The sequence below is a fragment of the Bacillus sp. OV166 genome, assembly GCF_900177675.1.
In the GTDB taxonomy this organism is placed as follows: Bacteria; Bacillota; Bacilli; order Bacillales; family Cytobacillaceae; genus Neobacillus.
The window spans coordinates 3,502,397-3,518,945 of the sequence record NZ_FXWM01000001.1 but is presented as its reverse complement, the minus strand read 5'-3'; the positions used below and the strand labels follow the sequence as shown (position 1 = coordinate 3,518,945).

Here is a 16,549-nt window from a genome sequence, read left to right as displayed (position 1 = left end):
TAGAAGAAAAATCACATTTGTTCATTTTTTTATCTGGAATATACTTTTTAACAGATAGTAAGTTAAAATAAAGGATGGAGGGATGTAAATGTCAAAGGAGCTTTCCTATACGATTGAAGAGGTGTCGCAGCTTTTAAAGGTATCGAAATTAACCCTTTATGACCTGGTTAAAAAAGGGGAACTACCTGTATTCCGTGTAGGTAGACAGATGAGAATTGATTCAAAAGACTTGGACAATTATATAAAAAATCATAAAACGAATCAGAATACTACATTCCCACCCTCTGTTACCGATCCTCACAGGAACGAAACAAAGGATTCCCAAAACATTATTATTAGTGGACAAGACCTAGTTTTAGATATTCTAGGTAAACACATCGAGAAAAATTCAGCCTATAAACCATTAAGATCTTTTACAGGAAGTTTAAACAGCTTAATCTCTATGTACAATGGAGAGGGTGACATCGTTAGCTTACATCTGTTTGACGGAGATACAGGCGAGTATAATCTACCATATATAAAAAAAATTTTAGTGGGATACCCTTTTATTTTAATAAACCTCCTTTCAAGAAAAGCAGGTTTTTACGTTAAAAAGGGGAACCCTTTAAACCTCACCTCTTGGACTGATTTAAAGCGAAAAGATGTGAAAGTCATTAATCGAGAGAAAGGATCAGGAGCACGAATCCTTCTTGATGAACAACTCAGAATTAACGAGATTCCTTCTAGGAACATTCAGGGTTATGAGCACGAAGAGAACAACCATTTAAGCGTGGCTTCAGCTGTCTCTGCTGGATTAGTAGATGTAGGGGTCGGAATTGAGAAAGCTGCAAAAATAGTGGGCATTGATTTTGTTCCATTAATAACAGAACAGTATGACCTGGTTATTCTTAAAACCCCGAAAACGGAACGACTAATAAACACTGTAAAGGGAATTTTATCATCAAATCAGTTTCAGTCTGAAGTTAACTCTTTAGGAGATTATGATACATCCCAGACAGGAAAAATTATTTATGAAACATATTAAAAAGAAGGCTGCTGAGATTTCAGTAGTCTTCTTTTAATCTACATAAAAGGTGGTTCATTGTTTTCGAAAAGGATTTATAGAATAATTGATGTTGAATGTCGTAACTAAAGAAATTTTAAGTGATGGAGGTAAATTAGGAATGTCGGACAATACCGCAAGTAAAGCTACAGCTAAAATGCACTTTATGCTAAAGTCAACTCCGCCTAGAACAACTTTTCATCAGGATATGACTGGAGAAGAACGGGACATTATGCTAAAACATATTACCTATTGGACGGACAAGCAAAACCAGGGGATTGCTCTGGTCTTCGGTCCTGTTTTAAATCCTTCAGCTCCCCACGGACTTGCCATAATTGAAGTTGAAAATGAAGCTCAAGTTCCAAAACTTATAGAAGAAGACCCAGCCGTAATTGCTGGTATAATGAAAACTGAATTTTATCCGATGAAAGCAATGCTACCGAAACAACACGCTTGACGCTGTAGGCGGTGTTAAATAAAACTTGAAAAGACAAAAGTAAATGGCTCAGTATTGGACTGAGCCATTCAGACTGTCGACAAATCCGAAAAACTTGGGTTTGCCGGCAGTCTTTTTTATGTCTTTGTTAAATTGTTTGTTGATTTGCGCTCCAGGCGCTTCGCTTTCCGCGGGCGTAGCGGGGAGCCTCCTCGGCGCTTAAGCGCCTGCGGGGTCTCCCCTGCTCCGTACTCCCGCAGGAGTCTTCGCGCCTTCCGCTCCAATCAACAAGTTTTAAAATCAATAATGACCTTTAAATCAGTCCTTTGTATAATTAAGATACAGACATATAGATGAGGTGGATGAAATGCTAACTAAAAATACACAGATGAATCGTGATCAAATAGAAATGATAGCTTTAGAACAAGTTGTACCCGCGAACCACTTGGTTCGTAAGATAGAAGCTGCTATTGATTTTTCATTTATCTATTCACTTGTTCAAGATATGTACTCATCTGAACGGGGACGTCCGAGTATTGACCCTGTGGTATTGATAAAGATGGCTTTCATTCAATATACCTTCGGTATTCGCTCTATGCGTCAAACCATTGCAGAAATCGAAACGAATATGGCATATCGTTGGTTTCTCGGCTTTGGTTTTTATGATAAGGTACCTCACTTTTCAACGTTTGGTAAAAACTACGAGCGACGCTTTAAGGATACTGATTTATTTGAACAGATATTCTATCGTATTTTAAAGGAAGCCTCAGAAAAGAAATTGATTAGTAGCGAGCACGTATTTATTGATTCTACACATGTTAAAGCTAGTGCAAATAAGCGTAAATTTGAAAAGAAAGTAGTTCGAAAGGAATCGAAGGTTTATGAAACACGTCTACAAGAAGAGATTAATAAAGACCGGGATGATCACGGAAAAAAGCCATTTCCTCCAGATAAATTTGAAAAAGAAGAATTAAAGGAAATTAAAGAAAGTACCACTGACCCAGAAAGTGGTTATTACGTAAAGGATGAGCGAACGAAACAGTTCGCATATTCATTTCATGCGGCTTCGGATCGAAATGGGTTTGTTTTGGGTGCAATTGTAACCCCGGGGAATATCCATGATAGCGTCATTTTCGAGCCACTACTTGAGAAGGTCATTGAAAAACACGGGAAACCTGAAGCTGTTGCTGCTGATGCTGGATACAAAACACCTGCTATTGCTCAATTCGTAATTGAAAATGATATGACTCCTGCATTACCATATACACGACCTCGTACGAAGGACGGTTATATGAAAAAACATGAGTATATTTATGATGAATACTACGATTGTTATATCTGTCCGCAAGGACAAATACTGAAATATGCAACGACGACGAAGAATGGAAAGCGTCAATACTTCTCTAATCCGTTTGAGTGCCAAAATTGTCCTTTACTTTCAGAATGCACGCAGAGTAAAGAACATAAAAAATTGATTGAGCGACATGTTTGGGAACATTACATAGAAGAAGCCGATCATCTTCGTCACACACAAGAAAATAAAAGCATTTACGCAAGACGTAAAGAAACGATTGAACGGGTCTTTGCGGATGCTAAGGAAAAGCATGGTATGCGTTGGACAACCTTAAGAGGCTTAAAAAAATTGTCCATGCAAGCGATGCTTACTTTTGCTGCCATGAACTTGAAAAAGATGGCCAGCTGGACGTGGAAAGGTCCAGAATTGGCGTAATAATAGTCAAAGGTAGGTCTAAATTTTGCTCTTATGAGCAAAAATCCAATAAAAAGGCATCCGAATGGGCTCATTCGAATGCCTTTTGTCTACAATCTGAATGGCTCAGTATTGGACTGAGCCATTTGCTATCCATTGGTGCTATCACATAAGTGGTACACATTTTTAATTACACAGTTTGTGTCAAATGTGGCATTAACGAGAAAGATATTTTCATTTCTCTTATTCCACTAATCTGCTCCGTTTGCACAATAGAAAGGCTGCCTTATGACAGCTACAATTCAGTTACAATCTTCAACTTTTGCACTCAGTTATTTTTACAAGAAAAAAGACACCAGGATGGAAGATAACTCATGAATCCTTGCTCCCGTTCGTAGAAATATGGGGAAGAAATCGAATCCATTATGTCTCAAATATTAATTAATCTTCAGTTCCTAATACGTCTGTACATGGGGGGACATACCCCATCTGACGTATCATAGCTACAATTTGTCCCTTGTGATGAAATTCGTGAGTAATGGTATGCATTAGCAATTTACCTGGCGTAATGGTTATTGTTTCTGGTGCTTCTCTCCAAGGGATCTTCTTCTGAATTGGCTCATTTAATTGATTTCCGTGTAATTTAAATACCTCATTTACAAAAGAATCCACCAGTTCAAAGCGTACCATTATTTCGTCCAATTTGAAATTTAGCAGGTCTTCCTTTGGAGTAAGTGGCTTCTTTGTTTCTAATAACACAAATGAACCGAGCCAAGCAATATAACAATCTGCTATGTGTACCAATGAGTCTCGCACACTTTGCCAACCGTATCCATTTTGGCGGGTAAAATCATTTGGTTCTAGTTCCCTACAAAAGTCTAACAGCGTTCCTCTAGTCTGTCGGACCCATTCATATTCATTTTGATGGAACATTCTATACACCCACTTTCTCGGAATAATAATACATATTCTAGATATGTAAAAATAAACCTTCATATGATATTGCACAAAAGTCCGTTAGCCTTAGTAAAGTCTTAATAATTTGTGATGAAGATTTATTTTAATTATACCTTTACAGGGATATTCCTTTTTAGGTATATTCAGAAAGAATATTGATAAAAGGAGCTTGGAAAATAAGAGATGGATTATACAACAATCTTAAGAACTCTTGCCGAGCCCAGTAGGTTTCAGATTGTTAAATTACTTCGTAAGGGCCCACTAACAGTACGGGAAATAGCAGTCCATCTTCATATTCGCCAGCCTCTAGCATCTAAACATCTCCGTGTACTGCATGAAGCGGGTATGGTGGAGTTTGATGCAGGATCTGCGAAAGAGAGAAAATAAAGAGAATGAAAACTAAACTTATTGGAGGAATCACAATGTCAACTCAAATCAAAATCACTCATACTTTCAATGCTCCACGTGAACTTGTGTTTAAGGCATTCACTGAATCAGAACACCTCAAGAACTGGTGGGGGCCAAAAGGATGGACGTTTGAGGTTTCTAAATCAGATTTCCGTCGGGGCGGTGTCTTTCATTACAGCCAGAAACCTGCTGACGGCAACGTAATGTGGGTTAAATTTGTATACAGTGAAATTATTGCACCAAAGAAAATCGTTTACACCAGTTTCTTTTCTGATGAAGAAGGTAACACTGTACGTGCACCCTTTAACGCAAATTGGCCTATGGAAACCCTGAATACAATTACGTTCATCGAGGACGAAGGAAAAACAACCCTTACAATGATTGTGGTTCCCGTATCCCCGACTGAGGAAGAGATCAAAACCTTCGAGGATTCAAAAGAGATGGCTCAGGCAGGATATACCGGCACCTTTGAACAATTAGATGTATACGTAACAAAGATATTAACCGTTTAAAATAGCCGCAACAAAAAACACTGACTGGTGTTTTTTGTTATTTATGAGTATCCCCATAGCTAAAGCTAGAGGTTTTACGCTGCTTTTTGATAAATCAATGTATGTTATAAAATCCGGTTCCTGATAATTCTATGACCCGAATTTTCCAAACAAGATGGTCATTTATAAAAATCTCTACAGTCTGAGAATATTGGTCAAGAATCACGCTATTTATACTCCATATTTTCCCCAATCCCTGTATACAGTACATATTTTCCAGTCCAGGTTTTCTGCCTTCTCTAAGAAAAATTCGAGCAGAACCAATTCCGTTTGCTGGATAATGTCCGAGTTCTTCTACTTCATCACATGGTGTGGGCAATTGACCAAGGAGTATTACAGTTATAAAGCCGTCTTTTCTAAACGCTTCAGCTTCGGTAAGCATAAAATTTTCTCCTCGTATTAATTTAATAAATTAAATGTAGTTTTATTATATGTATTCACCCATGGCATGGTACCTAAGTCTACACAGCCGCTAACCATTGTTCAACTCTAGCACCTATTCATTATTCTATAGTAAAGGAATACAAATCAATGGCACCATCACCTTGGTAGGTAAAATACAATGCATTCACTCCATCATTTATCTTCATAGGAGCCCTATACCTTAGCCAGTCTTCCTCAGGAGAAATAGGAATCCGCGTAACCTTTTCACCGCTAGTTGTTGTGCTTACTTGAAGTTCTCCTTTTCCTGTTCCTCTTACTTTAACAGAAATCTTAGAAACCTCTTTAATATCGAAATACTTAAATCCTGCTTTAGCTCCAGCCGTCATGTTTGCAATATTTTGATTAGGATTATCCTCCCTGTCCCCACTCTCCTGAGTAAAGTACGGATGGGATTCATCAACTACATAACCAAACTCATAACGAACGGCACCTGATCTGCTCATAAGGTTGCAAGCGATATATGCAGGGTATTCCCCTTTTCCAATCAATGGATCACTATTCAGTCTGCAGCTTGTCATTTCTACTTGCTGGATACCTCCATCGCTTTTAATTTGAATTTCTTCTGCGCATGCCTGCCTTGAAAATTGATGCTTGATACTTGTTCAAATCGAATCATCTTACCTCTCTCCTTTTCATAATTGCTTACCCAATTTTCCGCTTTGTGAAAATTTCCCATTACATAGATATCTATATATTTTCAAGTGGATGATTTCTAATATTGGAATAATATTTTTAGCTTGCATAGAACCTTCCCTTGCTTCCCAATAAACTTTATTTAAACTGTACACTAAGTTTACAAGGCCTTAATATTCAGATGATATGCTTGCATTATCAACGAATGAGGAGGCAGTAAAAATGAATGTGCGTGCAATATTTATTGATATGGATGGTACACTACTAAACGCCTCAAACAACATATCCCGCCGAAATATGGAAGCCATTTATACACTCATTAATCAGGGAGTCAAGGTTTTTCTAGCTACTGGTCGACACTATGAAGTTACCGCTCCCTACCATAAAGAAATTGGATTACGAACTCCAATGATCTGTTTGAATGGTGCAACAATCCACGATGCAGAGACAGGAAGAGCATTGCAAATGAAAACCGTCAGACTGAATGAAGAACGATTCCACCAACTGACCGCTGAAAATCCTTGTAATGTTATGATCCATACAGCAAATGGGCTTTATTGTAAGGAAACAAATGAAGAAATCGATTATTGGACAAAAGTTGGGCAAATTCCGCCACGATATATTGGAGATTTGAGACTGGCAAATTATCAAGATGTTCTTAAATATAGTGTTCGAACAGGTGCACCAAGTTCTGAATTATCCGCTTTGTTTAAAAAGGAAGCAGAAGTCATCAATTGGAATGACGGTTTTGAAATCGTTGCTCCTAATGTTTCCAAATGGTCTGCTATAAAAAGCTTACTTCGCGCATATCGAATTAGTCCAACTGAAGTCGTAGCCATTGGGGACGGACCCAATGATATAGAGATGCTTCGTCATGTCGGTACTGGTGTGGCAATGGGTAACGCTAGCGAGGATGTTAAAACAGCAGCTGATTTTGTTACAGGACACCACGAAAATGATGGATTAGCTGAGTTTATAGAACGTTATCTTCATAAATCATATGAATCATATGTGATTTAGGGCTATTTAAAATAACTTTTTGTAAAAAAATGACAGGTGTAATCTATTTCGTTAGATTCATACCTGTCATTTTTTATCTCGTTTGTATATGGTTCTCGCTGACATTTCGCGGATTTTATACGGTAAAAAACTTAATATTCTGTTATAATAAATCATAGATAAATGTAGCTAGATTGGACTAGAGGTGAATCAAAATGTATTGGACTCCATTATTTGAAAATGATGTACCAGTAGTACTCTTCGTCTCTTAATGGAGTGAAGGTGACTACCTCTCTCCGTTAGGGGCATTTTCGACCTAAATAAAGACGGAGGGTATAAAAAATGAAAAACACCATATTAGGTTCTATATATTTAGTTTTAGCTTCCAGTATTTGGGGTGGTATGTACGTTGTTGTAAAAATTGTAGTATCCGTCATACCTCCACTGGAACTTGTGTGGATGCGATATTTAGTGGCTATTGTCGCACTTCTCTTTATCGGCTTAATAACACGACAAAAATGGCGAATTGAGAAACGTCATTTCTTAATAATTATAGCCATTGGAATAATTGGTAATGCCATTTCAATTGTTACACAGGAAACTGGTACAATGCTATCCACAGCACAAATGGGAGCCATTATAACTTCTTCAACACCAGCATTTATGGTTATTTTTGCTCGCTTACTCCTTAAAGAACGGTTGACGTTAAAAAAAGGACTCTCCGTTTGTTTAGCGACAATTGGGGTTATTCTTATTGTTGGCGTCGGTCATATGGATTTGTCCAGTAAACTTGGTGGTATTTCACTGCTTATTGCTGCTTTGACATGGGCACTCATGTCTGTACTTGTAAAGCGTGTGCCGAGTAATTATTCACAAATTGTAGTAACGACGTATTCCATCTTGGTAGCCCTAATCGTGTTGACCCCATTTGTTTTGCCACGGTTACACGCAATTAATATCTCTCAATTGACTCACCCGACTATTTGGGGAGGACTCTTGTATTTGGGCATTATCTCAACAGCCGGTGGATTTCTACTATGGAATCGTGGATTACAAATGCTTAATGCCTCAAGTGGGGGGATATTTTTCTTCTTTCAACCCGTGGTTGGAACATTACTTGGATGGCTTATTCTAAAAGAGAACATAGGTGTAACGTTTTGGATTGGCTCTATCCTAATTCTCACAGGTGTTTTATTCGTTATCATCGAGAAAAAATAGTAATTAAACCCCTTCAACTATATTGAAGGGGTTTTGCTTGAATAACAGCACTTATTATTAATATTATGGCTTATAACCCCATTTCTGAAGAATGGGGTTATAAGCCACTTTTGATAAAGGGTGCCTTTTTCTATTATTCTATCCGCTTAGGGTTTACCTCTTTTATTTTTTCATTCACTGCTTTGTGTAGTATTAAAAAATTCAGACTGATCTTTTTTGTTAGCCTTTCCCTTATTGTTGTTTTTACCCATTTTTCCATCTGATTCATAACTTAATTTCTGCGGTACCTTTTTATTCTCTTCCATAATTTCCCCTTTCAAAACTAGTATCACTTGACTTAAATCATTACGTTTCTTGGTTATTGATTGTATTGTTAACTAAGTTTTGAGTTGCATCTCGAGACGACACTGCCGCATTTTCAATAGCTGGCTGCACGTAGTTTAAAGCTGACTGATTTATGTTATTAAATTTTTTCATTTTATTTTCAGGATCATTCTGATTTCGATTACTTTCCTTCATTGTCAATTCCTCCATTGTTTTCTTTCATCTTTTTATTCTCTGATTTATTTTGAAAAATATACAAATCAACTCCTTTTTCCTTCTTGCACTAACCTGCCCCAGTTAGTAGAAGAACATTTCTTCTTCACAATCTCGAATATAGAATAATCATTCCTACGATTATGTTTACTCATAAAATAGATCGTCGATAAACGCTCTCTTCTACTATTAAAGTATCAGGATAGTTGTCAGACTCCCCTGCCCTAATTTGGTACTAATAGAACAGTGCTAATCATATTCTTAAAAAAGAAAACAATTAAAAAGGAGGTAACGTTAGTTGATCAAAATTAAGGTTAGTTTACGACCCATTGTAAGTAAGATAAATTTACCCACTGTTTTGAAATCAACTATACTTCCGGGTGACTCAATTGAAAGATTATTTATTGCAACCCAGGTAGGAGAGATCTTTTACATAGGAAACTCAAGTTTAAGGCCTTTTTTAGATATTCGCCCGCTTGTCATAAAACTAGGTGTTTCTGGTGGTGGATATGATGAACGGGGATTGCTAGGGCTAGCGTTTCATCCCGAATTTTATTATAACGGTCTGTTTTATCTTCATTATTCAGTAGCCGGAACACAAGGTCCAGGTGCCCTTCCTGAACCTTTTAATCCTAACCCGTGTGATCCCAGCACTTTAAACCTAAGGTGGATAAATAGAGAAACTCAATATGATCATATTGATACAGTTGAAGAATGGATCTTACAATCGAATGGTCAACCTCATAAACGACGGACATTACTTAACTTAAGAAGACCATTTTTAAATCATAATGGTGTCAATAGTTTAAACTTTTCACCTGAAACAGGAAAACTTGTTTTAACAACCGGAGATGGTGGATCAGGCTATGATCCATTTAATTTAAGCCAGGATAATTTGGAAATAGCCGGTAAAATCATTGAAATTGATGTAGGTAAGAATACATTTATCAACAATCCACCTGTAGTCACACGTTTTAATGAACTTCCTGCAACTATTCAGGAAACGCTCACGGTAATTGCCAAAGGGGTTCGCAATATACCAGGCATTTCATTTCAAAAGTTTAATAAACAGTATATCAAATATGTGGGAAATGTCGGACAGGATTTGGTAGAGTCGATTTTTTCATTTGTTCATTATAAACCAATACCGGTTACTCAGCTTGTTCAAGCTTCTTTAAGAAACACCGAACCTGACGAAGAAGGATTTATTAACTTTGGCTGGCGAGGGTGGGAAGGTGCTTTTCCTACGTCAATTATAAGGAGCTGTTCTGCAAATCCGACTTTGGATGAGAAAACAATTGCTTATTACAATGAAGCTGTAATCACTTCTGTGAGACGTCTTCAGCCTCTAACTAGTTATTTTCATAAAGATCCCCGCCCCGATAGGTTTGGAGGAACGGCACTTACAGGGGTGCAAGCCTTTATGGGGCATGGAATCCCCGCTTTAACGGGAAGTGTTGTGTTTACCGACCTTGCCCGTGTTGAAGAATCTCGACCTCCGGTTAGAGGGGTTTTAGCTTATACCAGGGTTAGAACAGATGGTAAACTAAATGATTTTAGTGTGATTGAAACCGATTATAATTTTGGGTCTCAATCAGCTTATTATGTTAATTTGGGAACGAATCTGGATCAAACAAGACTATATTTAGGGGTTTATAGCTCTATGAAAGTGACTGATTTTAACCAGGGGACTGTTTTTGAAATTGTACCACCTACTACATTTTAAATGCAGATGTATATGGTACAACTGATATTGTTATTGAACTAACCTGTCATTTACTTGAAGCGTAAAAGAACAATGGGACTGCTGAAACAGCAGTCCTATTTTTTTGACACGTAAACCCAGTCGTTTGTAACTTTTTAAACTTCCACAAATATTACACAAACCCCTTCTTCCATAAAACTGCACCGGTAGTACAATAACACTCCTTTTATGAACTCTGTACAAATTCTCATTTAATTGTCTTAAGAATAATGACGATTGTCCATACCACTGTTGTCTTATGACAATATAATAAATTGTACTTATCAGTTTATAAAACTGGTAAAGCTAAATCCTTCAATAAAAAACCTCCAAAGATAGGATGACAAAGCTTATGCAAACCATTGTATTTATTGAAACGAACAAATCCGGATCCAGTAGAGAAGCAATAAAAGCTGCAGAGAGACTCGGATATTTTACGGTGTTATTAACTAATAGGCAAAAATATATTCAACAAAGAACAGAATTTCCCGAAGTCCATCAAATGATTTTAGTAGAATTATCCAATTATGATGAAATAAAAAAAACCCTCAGCAAACTTCAAAGACAAGGTAAACCAATAAAAGGCATTTTTAGTTTTGTACATTCTTACGTTCATGTAGCAGCCGCCTTATCAGAAGAATTTTGTTCAGGTGTAGTCTCTACGGATTCAATATTAAAAATGGAAAATAAAGTTTTAACTCGTGAGCTTCTCAAAGGACACCCAAATTCTCCTTATTATGCCCTTTATAATCCAGATGATTTTTCCTTAGAGAATTTTATTGGTCAAGCTAAAAACTATTTACCCCTAATTGTAAAGTCTCCCACATCTGCCGGCTCAAAAGATGTCCATTTGGCAAATAACGAGAATCAGTTGAGACTGGCACTACAAGAATTACTAAAAAAAAATGAACAGATTTTACTGGAAGAGTATCTATTAGGACCCCAATATTTAATTGAAGTTTTAGTACACAATGGAAAAGTTCATATTGTCGCGGTAATCGAACAACAGATTACTTTTTTAAAACGATTTATTGTAACCGGATATTGTTTACTAACAGATGTCAATCAAAGGATGTACAATAGTATCCTTGAGACAGTAAGTTCCATCTTAAAGACTTTTCAAATGAAAAATGGTGCCTGTCACCTTGAAATGCGTTTAGTAAATGGAGTTTGGAAATTAATTGAAATTAACCCAAGAATCTCAGGTGGAGCGATGAATCGAATCATTGAAGTCGGATATGGAATTAATTTAGTAGAGGAAACCATTCAATTAATGTTAGGAAATGAGCCTTGCCTTACTAAAAAGCACAGTAAGTATGTATATGCACATTATTTAACAGTTTATTCTAAAGGAAAATTAATAAAGGTAACGGGAAAAGAACGCGTCTCTAAATATCCCGGTGTAGAAGAGGTGTATATAAAACCCCGACAAGGACAGATCGTACGTCCGCCTTTATCAATGGGAGATCGTTGCGGATACATTTTGGCATCCTCAAAGGGTAAATTCGAAGCAAAAAGAATTGCTATGAGAGCAGCTAGCGAAATACAATTCTCCCTTGACCCAATTTAAAAATTCCGAGTGACAAATAATGAGTATGATCTATAAAAACAGAGGTTTTAAGAAATTAGATGAGTTATTAATGATTGAACAAATATTCTAGTCTTTTTATCAGAAAAAGAAGAATGTGGAGAGGTGGAAAAGAACTATAATGACGTTAATTGGCATGCTTCATCATCGCAGTGATCCAAGTAATGTAAAGAAAGCATATGCTTATGCCGCTGCAGCAAAAGCAGAAGGTGTAACCTTTTTTTACTTTACCCTAGGGAAGGTAAATATAAAACAGCAAAAAATTTTAGGAAAAGCCTATGAAAATGGACAATGGATTGAAAAGGAATTTCCTTTCCCTGATGTCATTTATAATGCAAGTTATCTTGCAAGTGAGAAAACTAAACAAATCTTTGATTATTTGTTTGATAGGATTCCGTTTACAAGTCATTCTATTGGGGACAAATTAACGGTATATACCAGAATTAAAAAGGCAAATAAATTTACACATTACCTTATTCCCTTTTATGAATTAACTGACGTTCAGATTTTTTTTGACATGATCCATCGTTATAAAAAAGTTATTATCAAACCGTTAACGGGGCATCAAGGGGGGGGCGTTGTTTTTATTGAAAAATATGGTTCAAATCATTACAAAATGAATGATGCAGGCTTAGTATCAACCTTAAATGAAAAACAATTGCTAGACTTGTTATCTCTTAAAATACAAGAACAAGATTACGTAGTTCAACAGTTTATTACAAGTCAAACAAAATCTGGTCATGTTTTTGATTTCCGGTTGCATGTACAAAAAAATGGAGAAGGAAAATGGGTTATTACTTCTATTTATCCACGGATCGGGCGTTTAGGGACCATCACATCAAATATGAAAAGTGGTGGTTATAGTACTTACCTGGATATTTTTTTAAAAACAGAGTTTGGTAACTCCTGGTATGATATTCAAAGGTATCTTGAACAGTTTGCGATAAGTTTCTCAAATCATTTTGATTCTTTATATGACAATGAATTGGATGAATTAGGAATTGACGTCGGAATTGATGCCAACCAAAAACTTTGGCTTTTTGAAGTAAATTGGAGACCAGGCCCACCTAATATGTTTAATCTTGAATTAGATGTAGCCAAAAATACGATTTTGTATGCAAAATATTTAGCTGATTCAAACAGAAAATAAAATAAAACCAGATTAGCCAGTTATTCCAGGTTATCGTCTTGGAACAAAAATTAAATCCCCAAAAAGGCAGCTTGCCGCTCATGAACTGCACCTCAAATTGTGAACAATTGGGTTGCCGTTCATTAAAGGAAAGCTGCCTTTTTATGAGAAAAGTTTCTACCATTTTAACTTCTTAAATAATCGATGACATCATCGAAGTCTGAGTCATCCCCGCCCGTTTTGAAATAAACAATGTCATTTGGGATTAAAAATGAATCAAAAAACCTCTTTATTTCATCTGCATCTGAAAAATGATAAACATTATGCGGATTTACTCCTGCCTCTATAGCTGGCTTTTGAAAATCTTTTGCAATAAACCCTTTGGTGATGAGAATATCGACCCCCGAAGCACCGATTAGGTTTCCTGCCTTTTCGTATTCTTCATCTGCATATTTTCCCAGTGCTGCCATTCTTCCCAGAACAGCAATTTTTCTTTGGGATGGCAATGCAATCCTGCTTAATGTTTCTAAGCCTTTTCTTAAGGAAGCAGGATTTGACTTCCAAGTATCATCCACCAACGTAATTTGATTTCGTCCTTCAATGATTTGAAAATGGGATCTCATGTGATGATAAGTAGATAATCTCTTTATAGCATAGTGAATATCCACTCCTAAGATTGCAGCAGCTGCTACTGAAGCGGCTGCATTATATACACTATGCTCACCAAGTCCCGGTATATATCCTTTAAATCCCCTTTGTTTATATTCCATCCAAAAAGTCATGCCGGATGAATGATATTGATACTTCTTAATCCTAAAAATAGCATCCTTGTTTTTTCCGAACGTAATAATCTCTCCCTTAAATTTAGAAGTATCTAGGGTAGAGAGATATGGGTCGTCCGAATTTAGGATGAGAATTCCTTTATTATTCATACCTTGCATTATTTTCGACTTTTCTGCTAGATAATTATCAAATGATCGAATTTTATCCGTATGATCCACATCAATCATTGTCATAATCCCAATCGTCGGGTAAAAATACTTACAGGACTCCGTCATATCCCCTTTTGAAGATACGGCTGTTTCAAACACTGCCACATCCGTATCTTCATCAATTCCCATTAAATAAGGAAGGTTGTAACAATTGGCATTTTTGCTTGATATTGTTGCCTGCACCTTGTGTGTTTCTTCCAAAATGTGTTTTAGCATTTCTTTCGTCGTAGACTTTCCGCATGTACCAGTAATGGCGACAACAGGAATGTTAAACAGATGCCTGTAATACGATGTGAATTTAAAGAAACTGTCTTTGAGATCCTCTACCATAATGATTTGATTAGGATTTAATCTTTCCATATGAGAAAATGGTGTATCGGTAACAATGAATACATTTTTGTATTTCTTTATCGTTTCAACAGGCACCGCTCTATTGTTCCAACGAAAAAATAACGTATGACTCCTAATTTCAAATCTGTTATAAGTGACGTTATTGATTCGTATACCTTTTTGCTTTTCATTAGGTTGAATGTTCATTGCAGTTAAAATGTTTTCCAATAATAATGTCTTCAAAATGTCCCTCCTGAAATTCCTTTTTTGAAAAAAGCCTCTCCCCCATAATACTGTTCTATATGGCAGAAGTGATTGAATCACTTTGAATTCAAATGCTAATGTATCATATGACGAGTCCCCTATTGCAGGTGTGTGATAAATACTCAGACAAATAGCGGAAAATTAAGCATTGTTTGTCATAAACTTATGAGTAAATGTCCAGTACATGGTGAAATTTCCATTTTATAAAATTGTTAGGAAGAAATGGGTGCCAAAAGAGCTAGTGAAACAAGAAAAAAGCATTACCGTTGTTCCAGTAATGCACCCGTTTGATTAAGTGAATTTCTTCACAACTTTGCTGGCAATTATGTTGTCTCATAATAAAAGCCACCAGTATGTCGGCAGCCCTGTTTTTTGTAACTCCTGTATTTTTCTATTTCGAACAGTATGGTGTATCCAATAGAATCAAAGAACAGCTAAACCTTGTGATCCATAGTATGAAAAGTTAGTCCAGGCAGCAACCTGCAATCTTTCTAGACTACCATCATCTTGAATATTGAATACTGACACTGTTCCCTGATTTCCGTTAAGAGTGTAAAAATGCCGTCCATCTCTACTCACTCTAACATCCATCGGAAGACCCGGTGCTGTACCTGGCGGTGTACTGGTAATATGCCTTACCACCGACAAAGCTCCATTTGGATCAATTTGGTAGGTCGAGATGGTGCCGCTTAAAGTGTTGGTAATGTATGCAAAACGTTCATCCCTCGTTGTTACAACCCAACAAGCAGTTTTATATCCGCTTGGTACAGAGCCGCTGATCACCCGAAGGATACCGTCATTACTCAATGAATAAGATGACAGTGCATTTGAAACTGCTTCTGTAACTAAGAGGATTCCAGACGATAGAAAATATACGCCCAATGGTCCTTGACCGTAAGAATCATTAACGATTGGACCTGTAAGCGTACCATTTTGATTCACACGAAATACACTAAGATGGTTTGAAGTAAGCTCGGATACAAGGATTTTGCTACCGTCAGGAGTGAAGAGAACCTGAGCCGGCTGAGCATTGAAGGTACTGAGAGAATAGGTGGATCCAGGAATAGGAGTAAGCCGTCCGTTTTCATCTATGCGAAAACCAGTGATGTTGGAAGCAAAATTGTTAGCGGCATTCCCTACATTGGAAACATAGACAATATTACCAAACACATCTACGCTGTTGGGCTGAGCTCCTCCTGATGGCTTCACATCAACAAGAACAGGTGTTCCGCTGTCAGTTATGATGAAACTACTTATACTATTGCTACCCGCGTTAACACCAAGTAGGAAACGCCGATCACGGGACAAAGTTAGGGCGCCTTGTGACGCAAGAGGGTCGATGCCATCGTTTGCAGTTGCAGTGGAGACTTCCTTTGTACCAGTACCTCTACCATAAGTTGGGTAGGCACCCACAAAGGTCAGCATTCCATTCATGTCCCGGTAAAAGACAATGATTTGATTCATTATTTCATTATTGGTCATCATGTACACAATACTCACACGTACACCATACTCACACGTACACGAAAATAATTGTTGATGATCTGCATTTTATGACTCTCCTCCTTT

Annotated in this window: 16 protein-coding genes and 1 pseudogene; 10 read left to right on the top strand and 7 right to left on the bottom strand. The window is 37.0% G+C overall.

The features are described 5' to 3' along the window. Positions 1-88 precede the first annotated feature (88 nt). The 3 genes from CCK98_RS17080 (at position 89) to CCK98_RS17070 (ending at position 3,207) form a co-directional block, all read left to right on the top strand. A complete protein-coding gene (locus CCK98_RS17080) occupies positions 89-1,024 on the top strand; it encodes a helix-turn-helix transcriptional regulator (RefSeq protein WP_088087660.1) in 936 nt (311 codons plus the stop codon). 139 nt (positions 1,025-1,163) lie between these two features. After that, positions 1,164-1,499, top strand: a complete 336-nt coding sequence (locus CCK98_RS17075; RefSeq protein WP_088090442.1) for a YciI family protein — start codon at positions 1,164-1,166, stop codon at positions 1,497-1,499. Between the two features lie 346 nt (positions 1,500-1,845). Continuing rightward, a complete protein-coding gene (locus CCK98_RS17070) occupies positions 1,846-3,207 on the top strand; it encodes an IS1182 family transposase (RefSeq protein WP_088085959.1) in 1,362 nt (453 codons plus the stop codon). A gap of 420 nt (positions 3,208-3,627) precedes the next feature. Here CCK98_RS17070 and CCK98_RS17065 read toward each other — a convergent pair whose 3' ends face one another. Beyond that, a complete protein-coding gene (locus CCK98_RS17065) occupies positions 3,628-4,119 on the bottom strand; it encodes a DinB family protein (RefSeq protein WP_088087659.1) in 492 nt (163 codons plus the stop codon). Positions 4,120-4,326: 207 nt separating this feature from the next. On the opposite strand from CCK98_RS17065, the gene CCK98_RS17060 reads away from it, so the two are divergent. Together CCK98_RS17060 and CCK98_RS17055 are read left to right on the top strand one after the other, a co-directional pair. Next, entirely contained in the window at positions 4,327-4,530 is a 204-nt protein-coding gene (locus tag CCK98_RS17060) for a helix-turn-helix transcriptional regulator (RefSeq protein WP_088087658.1), read from the top strand. A gap of 35 nt (positions 4,531-4,565) precedes the next feature. Further along, positions 4,566-5,063 carry an SRPBCC domain-containing protein gene (locus tag CCK98_RS17055; RefSeq protein WP_088087657.1) on the top strand — a complete coding sequence of 166 codons (498 nt, stop codon included), beginning with the start codon at positions 4,566-4,568 and terminating at the stop codon, positions 5,061-5,063. A 94-nt stretch (positions 5,064-5,157) separates the two neighbouring features. Here the strand turns inward: CCK98_RS17055 and CCK98_RS17050 are convergent, their stop codons facing one another. Further along, positions 5,158-5,484, bottom strand: coding sequence for a hypothetical protein (locus tag CCK98_RS17050; protein WP_088087656.1), 327 nt, complete (start codon positions 5,482-5,484; stop codon positions 5,158-5,160). A gap of 121 nt (positions 5,485-5,605) precedes the next feature. Continuing rightward, complete coding sequence (locus CCK98_RS17045; protein WP_088087655.1) at positions 5,606-6,064, bottom strand: carbohydrate-binding protein; 459 nt, start codon at positions 6,062-6,064, stop codon at positions 5,606-5,608. A gap of 337 nt (positions 6,065-6,401) precedes the next feature. Here CCK98_RS17045 and CCK98_RS17040 point away from each other — a divergent pair, with 337 nt between their 5' ends. Continuing rightward, positions 6,402-7,199 (top strand): Cof-type HAD-IIB family hydrolase, encoded by a 798-nt coding sequence (locus CCK98_RS17040; RefSeq protein ID WP_088087654.1) that lies wholly within the window; start codon positions 6,402-6,404, stop codon positions 7,197-7,199. A gap of 321 nt (positions 7,200-7,520) precedes the next feature. Beyond that, positions 7,521-8,396, top strand: a complete 876-nt coding sequence (locus CCK98_RS17035) for a DMT family transporter (RefSeq protein ID WP_088087653.1) — start codon at positions 7,521-7,523, stop codon at positions 8,394-8,396. Positions 8,397-8,566: 170 nt separating this feature from the next. On the opposite strand, the gene CCK98_RS36410 is transcribed toward CCK98_RS17035, so the two are convergent. Both CCK98_RS36410 and CCK98_RS35475 read right to left on the bottom strand, forming a co-directional pair. Further along, a complete protein-coding gene (locus CCK98_RS36410) occupies positions 8,567-8,701 on the bottom strand; it encodes a hypothetical protein (protein ID WP_256942388.1) in 135 nt (44 codons plus the stop codon). Between the two features lie 40 nt (positions 8,702-8,741). Next, positions 8,742-8,915, bottom strand: coding sequence for a hypothetical protein (locus tag CCK98_RS35475; RefSeq protein ID WP_179195843.1), 174 nt, complete (start codon positions 8,913-8,915; stop codon positions 8,742-8,744). A 316-nt stretch (positions 8,916-9,231) separates the two neighbouring features. Between CCK98_RS35475 and CCK98_RS17030 the strand changes: the two genes are divergently transcribed. The 3 genes from CCK98_RS17030 to CCK98_RS17020 all read left to right on the top strand — a co-directional run bounded on the left by CCK98_RS17030 (position 9,232) and on the right by CCK98_RS17020 (position 13,415). Further along, positions 9,232-10,659 carry a sorbosone dehydrogenase family protein gene (locus CCK98_RS17030; RefSeq protein WP_088087652.1) on the top strand — a complete coding sequence of 476 codons (1,428 nt, stop codon included), beginning with the start codon at positions 9,232-9,234 and terminating at the stop codon, positions 10,657-10,659. Positions 10,660-11,029: 370 nt separating this feature from the next. Beyond that, the gene (locus tag CCK98_RS17025) at positions 11,030-12,247 is read left to right on the top strand and encodes an ATP-grasp domain-containing protein (protein WP_088087651.1); all 1,218 of its coding nucleotides are present in this window, start codon (positions 11,030-11,032) and stop codon (positions 12,245-12,247) included. 139 nt (positions 12,248-12,386) lie between these two features. Next, the gene (locus CCK98_RS17020) at positions 12,387-13,415 is read left to right on the top strand and encodes a YheC/YheD family protein (protein ID WP_088087650.1); all 1,029 of its coding nucleotides are present in this window, start codon (positions 12,387-12,389) and stop codon (positions 13,413-13,415) included. 164 nt (positions 13,416-13,579) lie between these two features. On the opposite strand, the gene CCK98_RS17015 is transcribed toward CCK98_RS17020, so the two are convergent. Together CCK98_RS17015 and CCK98_RS17010 are read right to left on the bottom strand one after the other, a co-directional pair. After that, the gene (locus tag CCK98_RS17015; RefSeq protein ID WP_088087649.1) at positions 13,580-14,959 is read right to left on the bottom strand and encodes a UDP-N-acetylmuramoyl-tripeptide--D-alanyl-D-alanine ligase; all 1,380 of its coding nucleotides are present in this window, start codon (positions 14,957-14,959) and stop codon (positions 13,580-13,582) included. 444 nt (positions 14,960-15,403) lie between these two features. Next, a pseudogene (locus tag CCK98_RS17010) lies at positions 15,404-16,530 on the bottom strand (lactonase family protein). Between the last annotated feature and the right edge of the window lie 19 nt (positions 16,531-16,549).

Coding starts and splice junctions, on each gene's coding strand:
- CCK98_RS17035 (WP_088087653.1), top strand. CDS start 7,521: ATGAAAAACACCATATTAGGTTCTATATATTTAGTTTTAGCTTCCAGT.
- CCK98_RS17065 (WP_088087659.1), bottom strand. CDS start 4,119: ATGTTCCATCAAAATGAATATGAATGGGTCCGACAGACTAGAGGAACG.
- CCK98_RS17075 (WP_088090442.1), top strand. CDS start 1,164: ATGTCGGACAATACCGCAAGTAAAGCTACAGCTAAAATGCACTTTATG.
- CCK98_RS36410 (WP_256942388.1), bottom strand. CDS start 8,701: ATGGAAGAGAATAAAAAGGTACCGCAGAAATTAAGTTATGAATCAGAT.
- CCK98_RS17040 (WP_088087654.1), top strand. CDS start 6,402: ATGAATGTGCGTGCAATATTTATTGATATGGATGGTACACTACTAAAC.
- CCK98_RS17050 (WP_088087656.1), bottom strand. CDS start 5,484: ATGCTTACCGAAGCTGAAGCGTTTAGAAAAGACGGCTTTATAACTGTA.
- CCK98_RS17045 (WP_088087655.1), bottom strand. CDS start 6,064: ATGACAAGCTGCAGACTGAATAGTGATCCATTGATTGGAAAAGGGGAA.
- CCK98_RS17060 (WP_088087658.1), top strand. CDS start 4,327: ATGGATTATACAACAATCTTAAGAACTCTTGCCGAGCCCAGTAGGTTT.
- CCK98_RS17055 (WP_088087657.1), top strand. CDS start 4,566: ATGTCAACTCAAATCAAAATCACTCATACTTTCAATGCTCCACGTGAA.
- CCK98_RS17070 (WP_088085959.1), top strand. CDS start 1,846: ATGCTAACTAAAAATACACAGATGAATCGTGATCAAATAGAAATGATA.
- CCK98_RS17020 (WP_088087650.1), top strand. CDS start 12,387: ATGACGTTAATTGGCATGCTTCATCATCGCAGTGATCCAAGTAATGTA.
- CCK98_RS17025 (WP_088087651.1), top strand. CDS start 11,030: ATGCAAACCATTGTATTTATTGAAACGAACAAATCCGGATCCAGTAGA.
- CCK98_RS17080 (WP_088087660.1), top strand. CDS start 89: ATGTCAAAGGAGCTTTCCTATACGATTGAAGAGGTGTCGCAGCTTTTA.
- CCK98_RS35475 (WP_179195843.1), bottom strand. CDS start 8,915: ATGAAGGAAAGTAATCGAAATCAGAATGATCCTGAAAATAAAATGAAA.